We start from the raw sequence: 15,496 nt of genomic DNA, 5'->3' as shown, positions 1-15,496 counted from the left end.
GCTGATTTCTCTCGTTTGTTTCTATTTATAAAACTGGCAGGTGAAAATTTTTGTTAAACAATACACAAATTCGTTTTTGTCTAGATAAAATGGGCGAGATGTTCCCTGACGCCCATTGTGAATTAACCCATTCAAATCCTTTTGAGCTCGTCATTGCAGTTGCTCTATCGGCGCAATGTACGGATGTGCTAGTTAATAAGGTTACGAAGGATTTATTTGAAAAATACAAAACACCAGAAGATTATTTACGTGTCTCACAGGAAGAATTACAAAATGACATTCGATCGATTGGACTATACCGAAATAAAGCAAAAAATATCCAAAGTTTATGCCGTTTATTGTTGGATGAATACGATGGTGAAGTTCCAAATGACCGAGATGAATTAACAAAACTTCCGGGGGTTGGCAGAAAAACGGCAAATGTTGTCGTTTCAGTGGCATTTAATGTTCCTGCGATTGCAGTAGATACACATGTTGAGAGAGTAAGTAAGCGACTGGGTATATGCCGCTGGAAGGATTCTGTACTGGAAGTTGAAAAAACATTGATGAAGAAGGTTCCTGAAGATGAGTGGTCGGTTACTCACCACAGATTGATTTTCTTTGGAAGATATCATTGTAAAGCCCAAAACCCCCAATGCCCAAGCTGTCCATTATTAGAGCTGTGCAGAGAGGGGAAAAAGAGAATGAAGGGAAGGGAAGTAGTGAATGGATAATCAACTAATCATTCCTTTTCTAGATGAGCAGGATTTAGAACCTTCGAAAGAGAATATTCCACTTCTATTAGCTGAATGGGACCGGTTAAGAGATGAACTTGAGATTCTTTACCGTAATCGAGATCAAAAAAACACACTTCAGGGGATGAAAAAGGGGATTTCCTTGTTCATCCAATTATTATATCTGACGAACGATAGAAAGGTGAAGGTTACTGAACTTGAACCAATTGACTTTATCGAGATAAAACCCGTCAATCTTGACGAAAGGCTGGGTTTTATCATCGGCAGACCAAAATTATTTCATTCTTATCGTCAGCTCTCTGAATTGTTTATCGAACAAAACAAATTATATGTAAAAAATAATATCGTAAAAAAGCGTCTAACCTCAAAGGGCTAGACGCTTTTTGCTTTATCCTCCACTTCAGCTATTGCCGTTAGTATTACCATTGCCATTGTTATTGCCATTACCATTTCCGCTTCCAGGCTCGGTGGTTACTGGTGCATTACCGTCTTCTTCACCGCCATCGTCTTCTTCACCATTACCATTACCGTTGCCATTACCATTGCCATTACCAGCACCGTTGCCATTGCCATTACGGTTACCATTGCCTTCGTCTTGACCATTTTGTTGTGGCAATGGTATGTCAACTGTTGTTGTTGCAGGATCACTTCTCTTTCCATCGATGATCGCAACAATTGAAATGCTATATTTGGTACCTGGCGTTGGATTCTGAAGCGTAACTACTCTGTCTGAAACGGTTGAGGTATTTGGTGTTGTCCCATCCGTAACGGTCACTTCATATTGAACCTTACCATTGTCCGGATTAGGGTAATCCCACGTTAATGTCACAACATTTTTTCCAGGATCATAGATTGCATTAGGGTTAACAGGCGCTGCAATCTTGTTATACTTTTCCGAAACGGTTTTTGGTGCATGACCTTTCACTGCGTACTCTATAATTACCTCACTATCAGGTGTAAACTCACTAGCTAATGCAGGCGGTTTAGATCCCTTTTCAACCCTTACTTTTTGTACACTGTCAGGCATAGGAAAATCAGATGTCTTGATATCTTTAGAAACATAAGCCATTAGATTTTTAAAGATTAATTGTGCTATTTTTTGATCGTCTCCAGGTTGGATTGGTGTCTTTCTTTCGGCATATCCCGTCCAAACAGAAGCAGTATAATTTGTAGTATAACCTGTAAACCAAGCGTCAGGGACAACTCTGCCGCTGGCAATATTCCATTTTTTCAATTCATCTGCTGTATAGTTCGTTGTACCAGTTTTTCCGGCAATCGGAAGTCCAGGAACTTTTGCTGTCGTTCCAGTACCAGGCGAAACCATAACGCTCTTTAACATATCAGTAACCATAAATGCGGTAGAATCCTTCATGGCAAGCTTTGATTCTGGCGCTGTATCAAGGACAGTTCCATCCCTAAGCTCGATTTTTTTTACCGCATAAGGCTTAGTATACATACCGTTATTCCCAAATGCGCTGAAGGCGCCAGCCATTTGCAGAGGGGAAACCCCAACTGTTTTTCCACCAAACCCACCAATAGCATAGGATTCAAAAATTTCCTTTAATGGAATCCCAATGTTGATGGCGAATTCTTTTGCCTTTTCTAAACCTACCTGTTGTAGTGCTTGAACGGCAGGAGTATTTCTAGAAAGCGCCAGTGCCGTACGCATCGACATCGGTCCCATATATTTATTGTCCCAGTTGCCAAATTCCTGCCCTGTAGAATACTTGATTGGTTTATCATCAATCGTTTGATAGGTACCCCAATTGAGATATTCAATGGCTGGACCATAATCGAGAACAGGTTTTATCGTTGAGCCAGGCTGCCGCCTAGTATCGATTGCATAGTTAAAGCCACGTTTCACATCTTGGTTACGACCTCCGCCAATCGCACGGATTTCCCCTGTTTTTGTATCGATGAGGGCGATCCCTGCTTGGAAATTGGCATCCGGATAATTTATGACTTCATCCGTATTAAGAATGGTATTTACATACAATTGAGCATTTTTATCAAGAGTCGTATGAATCGTTAAACCATCAGAGAAGATATCAAAATCCCCTTGAGCTTCAACTTCATCAATAACGGCATCGACGAAAGAATCATAAGGCTTTTCGTCCCTAACTCTTTCCTCTTCTTTAACCAATGTGGCCGTCACTGGAGTACTTTGCGCTTCTTTCATTTCCTCCTTGGTAATATAGCCATGCTGTTCCATTAACATCAACACGATATTACGTCGTTTTTCTGCTAAGTCCGGGTGATCAAATGGGTTATAATTATTTGGACTTTGCGGCATTCCAGCGAGCTGTGCGGCTTCTGGAAGAGTAAGTTCATTTAATGGTTTCCCATAATAAATTTTTGCAGCCGTTGCTAGTCCATGACTGTTTTCAGATACAAAAACTTTATTAACATACATTTCAAAAATTTGGTGCTTCGTATATTTTTGTTCAAGCTGATAGGCCATCCATGCTTCCTGAACCTTTCGCTTTAGGGTTTTTTCAGGAGTTAAGAATGAGTTTTTGATTACCTGCTGCGTAATCGTACTTGCCCCTTCGGAACCGAATCCTTCACGGAAGTTGGCCACAACGGCTCCGGCCAATCGAATCGGATCTAAACCATGGTGTTTATAAAAACGAACATCTTCTACTGCTAACACGGCATCTTCGACTAGCTTTGGTATTTCCTTATAATTAACATATTCACGATTCTCTGAACCAACCTCTGAAATTAGCTCACCATCTTTATCCAAAACTTTAGAGGAGATGGGGTCTTTTAATAATTTCGGATCAAGTTTAGGGGTATCCTTTACCAAATAAGCAAAAGTTCCAACGCCGGCTAAAATACCAATAATGCCAAGTGCAACAAGGGATAGAAAAATTTTCTTAACAATACTGCCCGGTTTTTTCTTCACTTGTTTTTTTCCTTTGGATTGTTGGAGTTTTTTACGGCGCTCCTCTCTTGATTGAAATTCTCCTGCCATAATAAAATTCCTTCCTTTCATGCAACAATCAATTTCAACTAGTTAAAAATGAAAAAGAGTATCTATTATTTTAATATAGTCAATACGAGGGTGAAATCCAAGCGGAATGAAATAAGCATTTTGCTCAATTTCTTCCTTGGTAATGGATTTTCTTCCTCCATTTTTCATTCTTTCCCAAAAAGATAACAAATGTTTTGCTTGCAATAAGTATACTTGTTCCTGTTTGGAAAACCGAAGAATTACAAAACAGATTCCACCCTGTGAAACCACTTCCTCCATATGATCAATTTGATGCTGGTGAAAATTTTTCAATGGAAATGATGTCGTATTAGCTGTTTCCTTTGCCTCAAAATCAATATATTTACCTTTATAGACCCCGTTGTAGTCGGTTGTGGAAGCTTGTTTAAAGTATGCCTCTTTTATTACTGCAGCACTTCTTTTCGGATAATCAACTTTGACAATTTGAACGGGTGTAGGTTTTTTGTGAATCACAGCAATATTTCTTTCTCGGTAATATTCATTCGTCTCATTTAAATCTTCTTCGAGGGTCATACCTCTATTACTATATGATGGATTACTCTGTTTTTTTACTTTTGCAGTTATTTCGATACTGTTTGGAATGTACCTTTTTCCATTTGGATAATTAAAATTCATGATAAGCACCTCTCACGCTATTACTTATCATAACAAATCTGTGCTGTAATGGGCGTATAAAATTTTTAGGAAAACACACGCTAATAAAAATAATGTACCTTGACTGTCAAGAAAAAGCATGATTCCTTTTTCATAAAAATTAATTCTCTAAAACTACCTATAATGAAAGTTGTTGAAGAATATGCGTCATCTTACATTACATGAGATTGAGACCATCAGTCAAATTAGGAGCGAAACCAATAAAAAGAATCTTGACAATATTTCAAGGACTGACGCATATTTTTCTTATTTTAAAAGGAACCCCGATGTTATTTGGTCATTTCTCGCCAGTATGGTTTCAAGGAATGGCGGATGGAATATGTGCGATCTAGAGGGCGATGTTTTTCGAGAAATTTTAGAGCCCAAAACAAGGAAAGATCTATTCCTTACCTTCGAGAGAGCCAATTGGTTAATCTTCCACGATGTTTATCCCCAACTTTTGATCTATCAATATTCGACGAAACGAAACACTCCAATGTTTCATCTTCTTCCATATTTTAAATGTTCAGAATTTATTCAAAAAGAATGGGAAAGGTATTGGAAAGAAAGCAATCGTGAAAGGCTCACCACTGCGTTAATTATCAATGAACAAAATGTGATTCATGGACCGGTAATCCAACATCCTGTTTATAAAAAGAGGGTTTTCGATTCTTGGATTTTTACTTTTCAAGATTGGCTTCATTTTAGCTGCGTGCTATTTCCTACATGTGGGGGCGAATTATATGGAGCAAGTGTGAATGGTTTTAAGTCATTATCGAAACGAATAAATCTTGGGAAAAGGCTTGCTCGAATTTTAACGCATCCGCGATTATTCCCTTTTTTTTTCGAATTTGCTGATAAAACTCCACATACCGGTTCGAGAAATGATTATGAACAATTCTTTAAGACAAAAACCAGCCGTAGGACACCACTTTTAAGGGCAACCTACCCGATTATAGATCACAATCATTATCAATATGATGATTGGAGCAAGAACCGAATGATATCCCCGGCATGGCTGCATATTCCAGCAAGGCATCGACATAGTATTCACTTAACAGATTGGTACTATGAAAAATCAAATCAGATGGAATTAATGCTGGCCATCCATCGAGCAGCAAATTTGAAGAAAATCTAAAAAGCAAGGCCGCTTTGCCTTGCTTTTTATATGACTTCTTATTCTGCTGGACGATTTGGTCCTTCGAGTTTTTTATCACCGTAGCCAACTTTATTTTCAACTTGTGCTGCTCCGGATTTTTTATTTTGTTTCTTTTTAGCCATTATTAACACCTCCAATTTTAGCTTGTTCGATTTTCAATTTTTAATGCGAGTATGTGCCTCTGTCGAATGGGTAGGGAATAATTGCCAGATTGGCACTTTCTTTGGCGAATACCTTCTAGTTTTGTCAGAGGGGAAGGAAGCATACAAAATAAAGAGAATAGTACTTAGTAAGAAAAAGCGAGGAGGTTCTAAATTTGATAAACTCGTCATTGCCAGAAAAGGAAAAGCTGCTTTCTATGCTGACAGAAATTTATGATCAATTAGAAGAATTGGAGAATGTTCTTGAAACTTCTTTCTCAGACCTTCGCAATCAAATGAACCATGAGGAGCTATTAAAATTATCATCACCGGTACAAAGACTTTATAAACTTGAACAGGAATTAGATCGGATAAATCCTGTATCTGACGAATGTGCAGTAGAGCAAAACAATTCAGTTACCAGAGCACTAAAACTTGAATTGGGCTTTTAATTACCGGTAAAATAAAAAAGAATGCAAAAAACCATTGAGTAGCTTTAATAAAGCTGCTTTTTATTTTGTTATATATAGAAGGGAAAGAACACCAATGTCTGAGGAGATTCTACAGCTAACAAAAAAGCTGCTGCATTATAACCAACTAGCTTTAAAATACTATGAGGAAGCTCGTGAAGAGGCGACCGAACATGATTTTCACCAAGTTGTTAAGCCGTTTGCGAATACAGTAAAGGAACTTACAGTTGAATGGAGTGCTTTGATGAAAAATTGGTTAGCCGTCAGTCCTCAAAAGCACATCCATTTAAAACAAATCGATTCCACTTCAGAACATATGGAGCAATTATCGATACAGGCGTTTTTTCCTAAAACCAGCCGTTCAAGATTTTTAAATGCAAATCGAACCGTTGAATTTTTTCTATTAGAAGTTATAAAGGAATTAGAATGAGAAAAGCGGAAGCGCCCTCGGACCAAGCCAAAGTGCAGCTTGGTCCTGCGATGATTATTCGAAGTAGCTTTCCATAGTGTTCAGCGGCGTATGGCCTCCTCGAAAAAGCTAACGCTTTTTCTTCGTGCGAAGCCCATGCTGCCGAGGCCTTCCTTGTGGAGCGCTCCAACTGAGATAAAGGAAACACGAAGAGCGTTAGCGATTCGATGTTGACTTATCGTAGGTAGGTAAAAATCCTGAAGGATTTTTACTCGCGGAGAGCGAAGGACACTAGCCGCTAGGGCGCTAGAGCTAGACAGTAATAAAAAAGAGATGCATTTCTGCATCTCCTTTGGAGTTTTTCTAGCTGTATTGTATCCTTTTATGCATTTTCGATGAGGGAGTCTTCATTAAAATCGTCAGGAATCATAGCGCCCTGAGCTTCGAGTTCGCGAACAACGAGACGGTATTCCTTAATGTCAATCTCATTGTGAATATAAGCCTTCTTAGCAAAATCCAATAATGCGTTAACGTCATCGGTGTTGTAGTCCCGACTTTGATTAAATTTGCTTTTAAGTGAGCGTATGACCATATGTAACTCCTCCTTCATCATTTTTTTAATAGTACCATGAAAATAAGGAATTCCTAGTTTTTAAAATATTTAAACTTTAGACAAAATTCTCGTGATTTTGACATTGAAATTTATTTCGTTTTATGCACCATTTCCTCCTTTTAACCATAGTGTGTAGTGATGAAAACGCGGAGGAGATGTTTGCCCATGTTTGGTAAAAATAGATCAAATCATTTTATAAATCATGGATACTCGGGGCAAATGAATTACAGGAGACCGATATATGATTCAGCGAATTATCAAGTGTTTCCTCGTAATCAGCCAAATCCTTACCAAGCAGTGCAAGGTATGGAATGGCACCCATATCAACAACAAAACCCTTACTATCAGCAGCCTTATCCACAATCATATCAATCATATGAACCGGCCTATCATCCTGTGGGAATACCTCAGCAAGTGCCAAAATCAACTGGTCAATATTCTCCTAAAGATGCACAATTTCTCTTTCAAAATCCACTGCAACCCAAAGAAGAAATGGGACCAAATCACTACATGCCGCAAATGAATGATTACTCTATCATGAACCCTTATCCGAAACCAAATGCAATGCTAAAGCACCCTGGGGGAATACAATCGATTATGAATTCATTTAAATCACAAGATGGCACAGTGGACGTAAATAAGATGGTAAATACGGCGGGGCAAGTGGTTAATGCAGTAACACAGGTATCCTCATTGGTGAAGGGGCTCGGAGGAATTTTTAAAGCATAAAAAAGTAGAAAGACGGCATAAAAGCCGTCTTTCTTATTGGTATTTGTCGAAATTTTTTTGTTCGAGCATTTTTATTTTATGATTTAATCCTCAATATTTATCGTTTTCCCTCTTATGATTGGAATTCGTATGTTGAGTAACCCATCTCGATAGGAGGCTTTAACCATTTTTTCATTAATCACGATAGGTAATGGGATTGTTCGTGACAGCCTTTGCTGTGAAACTCTTTTTTGAAAAAGGTGGTTGTTTAGATCCTCTTTTGTTTCAATTTCTTGATTTTCGATGGAGATGTTTACTTGATTAGGTAAAATATTTAGTTGTATTTGCTCCTTTTTAACTCCAGGCAGCTCCGCGGAAATAATATACTCATCTGCGGTTTCCCGTACTTGGACAGGAAAAGCTCCCGCAGGAAACGGACTATTAAAAAATTCATCAATTGATTTTAGAAATCCTTTAACCGGTTTTTCATGAATGAAGTCATTCATAGTTCTAAGTAAATCCCGAAAATTTTCAGGTTTTTCCTTATTATTGTTATTTTGGCCACTCGGAGGCATGGATGACATAATGCTTTCCCTCTCTTTCCGAATTTTCTCACCATATCATATGCTCTTACCCCCTTTTGGTGCGCGTCATAAAAATGAGATAAAGTTATGAACCTTTTATAACAACTCTATGACTTGTGACAAATATCACATGAATATTTTTATAGGATTTGTATCCTTAAGCAGTAAATAAAAGGAAGGAGGAAGAATCATGTTCTGTAATCAATGTGAACAAACTCCATCAGGAGGATGTACAGTGGTGGGGGTTTGTGGAAAAGACGAAACGATTTCAAGTTTGCAGGATACCATTATCTATGGGTTGAAAGGAATTGCTGCATACCGGACTCATGCCAATCAATTAGGGTATAGTGATTCATTTGTGGATACGACCACACAAGAAGCACTTTATATGACGCTAACAAATTCCAATTTTAATGTTCAAGAACATATTGAAATGGCGATGAAAGTGGGGCAGGCAACAGTTCGGGTGATGGAAATGCTTGATGAGGCTCATACGAAGCGGCTGGGTATTCCTGAGCCAATTCGCGTAAGCCAAAACAAAATAGAAGGAAAAAGTATTGTGGTCTCTGGACATAACTTGTTTGCTCTTGAAGAATTATTAAAGCAAACAGAGGGTAAGGGAATTAATATTTATACGCATTCTGAAATGCTGCCAGCCCACGGATATCCAGCATTGAAAAAATATACTCACTTAAAGGGAAATATCGGAAAAGCATGGTATGACCAACGCCGTCTTTTTGAAAATTTCCCAGGAGCGATTTTGGAAACAACAAATTGTGTAATGCCAATTAAAGGTACATATGCTGATAGAATGTTCAGTTATGAAGTAGCTGGTCTTGAGAATGTTCAAAAAATAATGAATGATGATTTTTCACCATTAATCGAAAGAGCACTTGAACTACCAGAAGCCAATATTCATTCAGAAGAAACTCTGCTCACAGGTTTTCACCATGAAACTGTTCTTGGCCTAGCACCAGAAGTAATTGAAGCTGTAAAAGCAGGGAAAATTAAGCGCTTCTTTGTGATTGCAGGCTGTGACGCACCTGGAAATGGGGGAGATTATTATCGTGAACTTGCAACATCACTCCCACAGGAAACTGTAATTTTGACCACGTCATGCGGGAAATTCCGTTTTAACGATGTGGACTACGGTGTTGTTCCCGGGACAAACATCCCTCGTTATATTGACTTAGGACAATGTAATAACTCAGGATCTACGGTAAAGATAGCGATGGCACTAGCAGAGGCATTTGGCTGCGAAATCAATGAACTTCCTGTAAGTATCGTCTTATCCTGGTTTGAGCAAAAAGCAGTAGCCATCCTTTTAGGATTATTCAGTTTAGGAATTCAAGATATACGTATTGGACCAAAGCCCCCTGAATTCATCTCTGAAGGTGTTTTGCAGGTTCTCCAAGACACATTTAACTTAAAATTAATCGGTAACGCACAAGAAGACATGGCGGATATGCTTCAGCTAACTAAAGCATAGAGAACAGAAAAACCGCAGCACCCAATGTGCTGCAGTTTTAAATTAAATTAATTTCCTCCATGAGGATTTCAATATCAAGTATCATATCCCCACGATCATCCACTTCAATCAATTTATCTTTTTTCATTTTTGTCAGTGTCCTGCTGATGGTTTCCCTCGTTGTGCCAATCATACTGGCAAGATCTCGATTGGTAAATTCAGATTTCAACAGAATCGTTCCATCTTCTAATTCCTTGCCATGTTTCTGAGCAAGGCGAATTAAAAGTTTAATAATTTGCTCGTATGTATTGTTTAAAATTTGTTCTTCTAGTCGGTTTTGTAAATCAACGATCTTTTCACCTAATACCTTAAATACCTTAATACATAACTCAGGGTACTCAATCAGAACACTTTCAAATTTAGAAATAGGAACTGCGATAAGTGTTGATGGTTCAAGAACTTCAGCATAAGCCGGGTAATCACCCTTTCTAAAAAAGCCAACATGTGGAAACATTTCGCCCTTTTTCATAATGGCGACAATTTGTTCCTTGCCGTGGATATCACTTTTGTACACCTTGATTTTTCCATCATAAATAAAATATACATTTTCTAGGGGATCACCTTGAAGAAAAACATGGCTTTGCCTTTTCCACTCTCTTGCTATGGAAATATTTGCAATCTTTGTTAATTCATAGTTATCTAATTCCTTAAAAAGCATGAATTCAGAAAGTACTTTCTTAATCTCTTCAATCCTCATGTTCCACCTCCACAGATGAAATAAAATATCTTATACTATTGTAACAGACAAACAAATAATAATTAACGGCGGTTTTGTAAAAATAGTTGTTAAAATCCTAAAGCCGATTTTAACGTGGAAATAGTAATTTTGCCCTTTGGAATGGAGTTTGTAGCTCCTTTCTTATTAAAAATATGTTATTTTCTGCGGAAACTTTATTATAATTATTAAATTTTTTTTCAAAAACAACGAAGTATAAGAAAAGAGCCTAATTAATAGACTATTTCTGCGAACGTTTATTCGGTATAATAGAGTAATGAGGTGATCCCATGAAATTGAAAAAAAATCTGCAGGAAATTCTTGCTGATTTAAAAATAAAGGAAGATTTTAAAGAAAATATTGTTACGTGGAAGACATTAGAAGCAAAGGAAGCACAAACCGTTTCACTACCAGAAAACTTGCATATGGCATTAATACAGGCATTAAAAAGAAAGGGGATAGAAAAGCTTTATACACACCAAAAATCCGCATTTGAGAAAATTATCGCTGGAAATAGTGTTGTTGCCGTGACGCCAACTGCCTCAGGTAAAACCCTTTGTTATAATCTTCCAGTTTTGCAAAGCATTCTATCAAACTCGAATGCTAGGGCGCTATATATGTTTCCAACAAAAGCTCTTGCGCAAGACCAAAAAAGTGAAATAAATGAAATCATTCAAGCTGCTGGTGTTGATATTAATAGTTATACCTATGATGGTGATACACCTGCGAACATCCGCCAAAAGGTCCGCAAGGCTGGGCATGTGGTCATTACCAATCCAGATATGCTCCACTCAGCAATACTGCCTCATCATACAAAATGGGTTTCCCTCTTTGAAAATCTTAAATTTGTTGTCATTGATGAGCTTCATACGTATCGAGGCGTTTTTGGCAGTCATGTTGCCAATGTTATTCGGAGATTAAAACGGATTTGCCGTTATTATGGCAGTAATCCTGTTTTTATCTGTACTTCCGCTACGATCGCCAATCCGCTAGAGCTTGCTGAAAACCTAACAGAGGAAAAAATGATCCTTATTGATAATAATGGTGCTCCTAGTGGAACGAAACATTTTCTTTTTTATAATCCGCCAATTGTTAATAAACCCTTAAACATAAGAAGAAGTGCAACACTTGAAGTTCGAAAAATCGCGGGTGAATTGTTAAAAAATAAAATTCAAACCATTGTCTTTGCTAGAAGCAGAGTAAGGGTTGAAATTATTTTAACGTATCTTCAGGAATTAGTGAAAAATCAATTAGGATCCAAATCGATCATGGGGTATCGAGGCGGCTATCTGCCTACAGAAAGAAGAAAAATTGAAAAGGGGCTACGCGCGGGGGAAATCTACGGAGTGGTAAGTACGAACGCATTGGAGCTGGGAGTAGATATTGGTCAGCTGCAGGTATGCATTATGACTGGATATCCAGGAACCATTTCCAGTGCTTGGCAGCAGGCAGGCAGAGCGGGAAGGCGGCATGGGGAAGCTCTTGTCATTATGGTGGCAAGTTCAAGTCCTCTTGACCAATATATAATACAGAACCCGGAGTATTTTTTTAATAAAAGTCCGGAGACGGCAAGAATTAATCCTGATAATCTGATCATTTTGATCGATCATATGAAGTGTGCTTCGTTTGAGCTTCCTTTTAAAGTTGATGAACAGTTTGGGAAAGTTGGAACGGAAGAGCTGCTTGAATATTTAACAGAAGAACGAATTCTCTATAAGAACGGTGATAAATGGTATTGGATGAATGATTCATTTCCTGCTCATAATATCAGCTTGCGCTCTGCTTCTCAGGAAAATGTGATTATTATTGATCAATCAGATATTGCGAATGCAAGAGTAATTGGAGAAATGGATCGATTTTCAGCAATGACTCTTCTTCATGATGAGGCCATTTATCTCCACCAAGGAACCCAATTTCAAGTAGAAAAGCTTGATTGGGATGAGAAAAAGGCATTTGTAAGGGAAGTCGATGTTGATTATTTTACGGATGCCAATTTAGCTGTTCAATTAAAGGTATTAGAAGAAGACAAGCTGAACAAACTTGAGTATGCCGAAGTTGGATACGGGGATGTTAGTGTTCGGGCGATGGCAACCATTTTCAAGAAAATCAAATTTGAAACACATGAAAATATCGGTTCTGGCCCCATTCATCTCCCTGAGGAAGAACTGCATACAAGTGCGGCATGGATTTCATTAAATAAATCATTCTCAGAAATGGGACAAGACCGATTAGAACAGGGGCTAGTTGGGACGGCACATGCTTTAAATCATATCGCCCCATTATTTGTTATGGCAGATCCCCAAGATATACATGTTATTCCACAGGTAAAAGCGGATCATAACGAAAAACCAACAATCTTCTTTTATGATCGTTATCCAGGTGGAATTGGTTTAAGCGAGAAAATTCATTCTGGAATGACCGTCGTATTCTCAGAAACAAAGAAGATGATCGACAATTGTAAATGTCAAACCGGATGCCCATCCTGTATCGGGGCAGAAACTGTTGGTGATACGGCTAAAAATGATACACTAAAAATTATTGAGGCATTTATAAATTCTTTTTAATAAACGAGGTAGGTAAACCATGTCATTGAAAAGTAAATTGAATCGCTTAAAACCACATATATCAGGTGGAGGACAAGAGACAGAGAGCAAGGTTTCTCATGAAACAGCAAAAATTGAGATTCCTTTCCTTCCAAAATGGGAAAGTGAAAATGTGACCCCTTATTTTTTGGACCAGGATTACTGTCTGATTCGTGAAGTAAAATTTCCTTTGTCACAAAAGCATGGTCTTTACCATTTTCATGATTTTCTTAAGGCGGTTGATATCTGGAATAAAAGTCCTGTTAACCATCCATTATCTGCAGAAGGGCACCGTCCGGAAGAATTATTCTTTTTTGATACAGAAACAACTGGGCTTGGCGGGGGAGTCGGTAATACCATTTTTTTACTTGGTTATGCGAGCGTAATCGGCGAAAATCTCGTTTTAAGGCAGCATATTCTCCCACATCCAGGTGCAGAAGTGCCTTTATATCAAAGCTTTCTAGAGCAGGTGAACTACAAAACATTAGTCACCTATAACGGGAAATCCTTTGATTGGCCACAAGTGAAAACTAGGCATACACTTGTTAGGGAGCATGTTCCTAAACTTCCAGCATTTGGTCATTTTGATTTATTTCATGCTGCTAGAAGACTTTGGAAACACAAATTGGATCGTCTAAAGTTAGCAGTCGTCGAAAAAGACGTATTAGGTATAACACGGGAAGATGATATCCCTGGGTATTTGGCCCCAATGATTTATTTTGATTTCATCGAAAGTAAACAACCGGATGGCATGTTAGGGATTATTAAGCACAATGAAATTGATATTTTGTCTCTAGTGACGTTATATACGCATCTAACCTTTCAACTCTGTGGAATGGATGACAAACAAACCCGTAAGGAATCGTTTGAAGTCGGACGGTGGTATGACTCCTTAGGAGAAAAGGACGAAGCAGCTAAGGTATTGACCAAGCTTGTAGAAGGAAGTGATACGACATCGTTAAAAGCAAAGCTGGCGTTAGCCTATCAGTCTAAAAAAGCACAAAACTGGGAACAAAGTTTACGATTGTTTTTAGAGGTGGCTGAGGGAGGAAATGAAGAATTGAGTCTGGAAGCGTGTATAGAAGCTGCTAAAATATATGAGCATAAAATAAAAGATTATAAGCTTGCTTTGGATTATTGTTTAAAGGCTTTAAATGACTTGGATTATAAAAAGGTTCAAGCCGAAAAAGTTCAGCAGCAGTTTGAAATCAGACGGAAAAGATTGGAACGAAAATTCACTAAATTACCCAGGTAAACGGAGGATTAGGCAACTATTTTGGACTATGTAATTATTTTGATTAATTTTCGAGTATTTGTAACAAAATTTTAACATTTCACTCGATAATCCATATTGTTTCTTATAGGTGAAACATGTAAAATATTAAACTGTGAGTAAAAAACGACTATAATACAATAATGGGGCAGATACTATGTATAAAGCAATCTTGTATTTATTTTTTATTGTCGTTTGTTTGACTGCAGTACTTTTTTCAAGCTTAAAAGATAACTTATATTCCATGCTATAAAGAAAAAAGCGTAGAACTAAAAAGGAAATTAGACACGTATCACGAAGCTTATGAGCTGGACAGTTGTCTAAGTGAAGTTAATCTTAATTAGATTTATGAAAAATAGGTATTTTCCTTAGTACAAGAATTTCCCTTCTAACATAGGCTGTTAATGTAAACAGAATAAATATTTGAAGGGAGAGCTTAAATTGTATCTTGGAACTAATTTTGCACCGCCAGTCATTCATCCGACGCAACAATTCGTTAACCACACTTTTTCAACAACGGTAGTACCACATATTCACCCAAAACATTTAACAACTATTAATCATCATATGTTCCAGCATAAACACTATTGTCCAACTACAGCTTCTTGCGCTGAAGAATGCTGTAATCAGCACATCGACTGTTGTGGTGGGGGTATGCCAGCACCTATGCCAGCACCTATGCCAACAGCTGTTGCAGGAGCACAAAGCAATGCTTTACCAAACATGCCAAACATGCCGCAAATGGGTATGGGACCAGGCATGGGAGGACCGGGCATGATGGGACCAGGCATGATGGGTCCAGGCATGGGAGGACCAGGCATGGGAGGACCAGGTATGGCTCCGGGTATGGGACCAGGCATGGCACCAGGACAATTCCCACGGCCTCGACGTTTCTTTGGATAAAAACCTAACAAGGGCAATTTTTGCCCTTG

15 protein-coding genes are annotated in these 15,496 nt (G+C 38.2%); 10 read left to right on the top strand and 5 right to left on the bottom strand.

From position 1 onward, the window contains the following. Positions 1-50: 50 nt before the first annotated feature. Entirely contained in the window at positions 51-713 is a 663-nt protein-coding gene (gene nth / locus V7108_RS02045) for an endonuclease III (RefSeq protein ID WP_335509912.1), read from the top strand. After that, positions 706-1,110, top strand: coding sequence for a YpoC family protein (locus V7108_RS02040; RefSeq protein ID WP_335567256.1), 405 nt, complete (start codon positions 706-708; stop codon positions 1,108-1,110). Before nth ends, V7108_RS02040 begins: the two co-directional genes overlap by 8 nt. 24 nt (positions 1,111-1,134) lie before the next feature. Here the strand turns inward: V7108_RS02040 and V7108_RS02035 are convergent, their stop codons facing one another. Together V7108_RS02035 and recU are read right to left on the bottom strand one after the other, a co-directional pair. Continuing rightward, the gene (locus V7108_RS02035; RefSeq protein ID WP_335567255.1) at positions 1,135-3,711 is read right to left on the bottom strand and encodes a PBP1A family penicillin-binding protein; all 2,577 of its coding nucleotides are present in this window, start codon (positions 3,709-3,711) and stop codon (positions 1,135-1,137) included. Between the two features lie 42 nt (positions 3,712-3,753). Next, positions 3,754-4,365: a Holliday junction resolvase RecU gene (gene recU, locus V7108_RS02030; RefSeq protein ID WP_335509905.1), complete on the bottom strand. Its 612-nt coding sequence runs from the start codon at positions 4,363-4,365 to the stop codon at positions 3,754-3,756. 181 nt (positions 4,366-4,546) lie between these two features. Here recU and V7108_RS02025 point away from each other — a divergent pair, with 181 nt between their 5' ends. The 3 genes from V7108_RS02025 to V7108_RS02015 all read left to right on the top strand — a co-directional run bounded on the left by V7108_RS02025 (position 4,547) and on the right by V7108_RS02015 (position 6,582). Next, entirely contained in the window at positions 4,547-5,521 is a 975-nt protein-coding gene (locus V7108_RS02025; protein ID WP_335567254.1) for a DUF2515 family protein, read from the top strand. A 337-nt stretch (positions 5,522-5,858) separates the two neighbouring features. Continuing rightward, positions 5,859-6,134, top strand: a complete 276-nt coding sequence (locus V7108_RS02020) for a hypothetical protein (RefSeq protein WP_335567253.1) — start codon at positions 5,859-5,861, stop codon at positions 6,132-6,134. A 94-nt stretch (positions 6,135-6,228) separates the two neighbouring features. After that, positions 6,229-6,582: a DUF1798 family protein gene (locus V7108_RS02015; protein WP_335509899.1), complete on the top strand. Its 354-nt coding sequence runs from the start codon at positions 6,229-6,231 to the stop codon at positions 6,580-6,582. A gap of 361 nt (positions 6,583-6,943) precedes the next feature. On the opposite strand, the gene yppF is transcribed toward V7108_RS02015, so the two are convergent. Next, positions 6,944-7,153, bottom strand: a complete 210-nt coding sequence (gene yppF, locus V7108_RS02010; protein WP_335520163.1) for a YppF family protein — start codon at positions 7,151-7,153, stop codon at positions 6,944-6,946. Positions 7,154-7,312: 159 nt separating this feature from the next. Here yppF and V7108_RS02005 point away from each other — a divergent pair, with 159 nt between their 5' ends. Further along, entirely contained in the window at positions 7,313-7,903 is a 591-nt protein-coding gene (locus V7108_RS02005) for a YppG family protein (RefSeq protein WP_335520162.1), read from the top strand. Between the two features lie 83 nt (positions 7,904-7,986). On the opposite strand, the gene V7108_RS02000 is transcribed toward V7108_RS02005, so the two are convergent. Next, positions 7,987-8,466, bottom strand: coding sequence for an Hsp20/alpha crystallin family protein (locus tag V7108_RS02000; protein WP_335520160.1), 480 nt, complete (start codon positions 8,464-8,466; stop codon positions 7,987-7,989). Positions 8,467-8,656: 190 nt separating this feature from the next. On the opposite strand from V7108_RS02000, the gene hcp reads away from it, so the two are divergent. Further along, positions 8,657-9,955 carry a hydroxylamine reductase gene (gene hcp / locus V7108_RS01995; RefSeq protein ID WP_335567252.1) on the top strand — a complete coding sequence of 433 codons (1,299 nt, stop codon included), beginning with the start codon at positions 8,657-8,659 and terminating at the stop codon, positions 9,953-9,955. Positions 9,956-9,992: 37 nt separating this feature from the next. Here hcp and V7108_RS01990 read toward each other — a convergent pair whose 3' ends face one another. Continuing rightward, positions 9,993-10,691 carry a Crp/Fnr family transcriptional regulator gene (locus tag V7108_RS01990; RefSeq protein WP_335520158.1) on the bottom strand — a complete coding sequence of 233 codons (699 nt, stop codon included), beginning with the start codon at positions 10,689-10,691 and terminating at the stop codon, positions 9,993-9,995. A 308-nt stretch (positions 10,692-10,999) separates the two neighbouring features. On the opposite strand from V7108_RS01990, the gene V7108_RS01985 reads away from it, so the two are divergent. From V7108_RS01985 to V7108_RS01975, 3 genes are all read left to right on the top strand, one after another. Next, entirely contained in the window at positions 11,000-13,273 is a 2,274-nt protein-coding gene (locus V7108_RS01985) for a DEAD/DEAH box helicase (protein WP_335567251.1), read from the top strand. Between the two features lie 19 nt (positions 13,274-13,292). After that, positions 13,293-14,546: a ribonuclease H-like domain-containing protein gene (locus V7108_RS01980; RefSeq protein WP_335567250.1), complete on the top strand. Its 1,254-nt coding sequence runs from the start codon at positions 13,293-13,295 to the stop codon at positions 14,544-14,546. Between the two features lie 459 nt (positions 14,547-15,005). Beyond that, the gene (locus tag V7108_RS01975) at positions 15,006-15,467 is read left to right on the top strand and encodes a CotD family spore coat protein (protein ID WP_335567249.1); all 462 of its coding nucleotides are present in this window, start codon (positions 15,006-15,008) and stop codon (positions 15,465-15,467) included. The last annotated feature ends 29 nt before the right edge of the window (positions 15,468-15,496 follow it).

The sequence above is a fragment of the Neobacillus vireti genome (genome assembly GCF_036962345.1).
Classification (GTDB): Bacteria; Bacillota; Bacilli; order Bacillales; family Cytobacillaceae; genus Neobacillus; species Neobacillus vireti_A.
The sequence above is the reverse complement of the archived record's forward strand: the minus strand, read 5'-3'. Positions and strand labels throughout refer to the sequence as shown.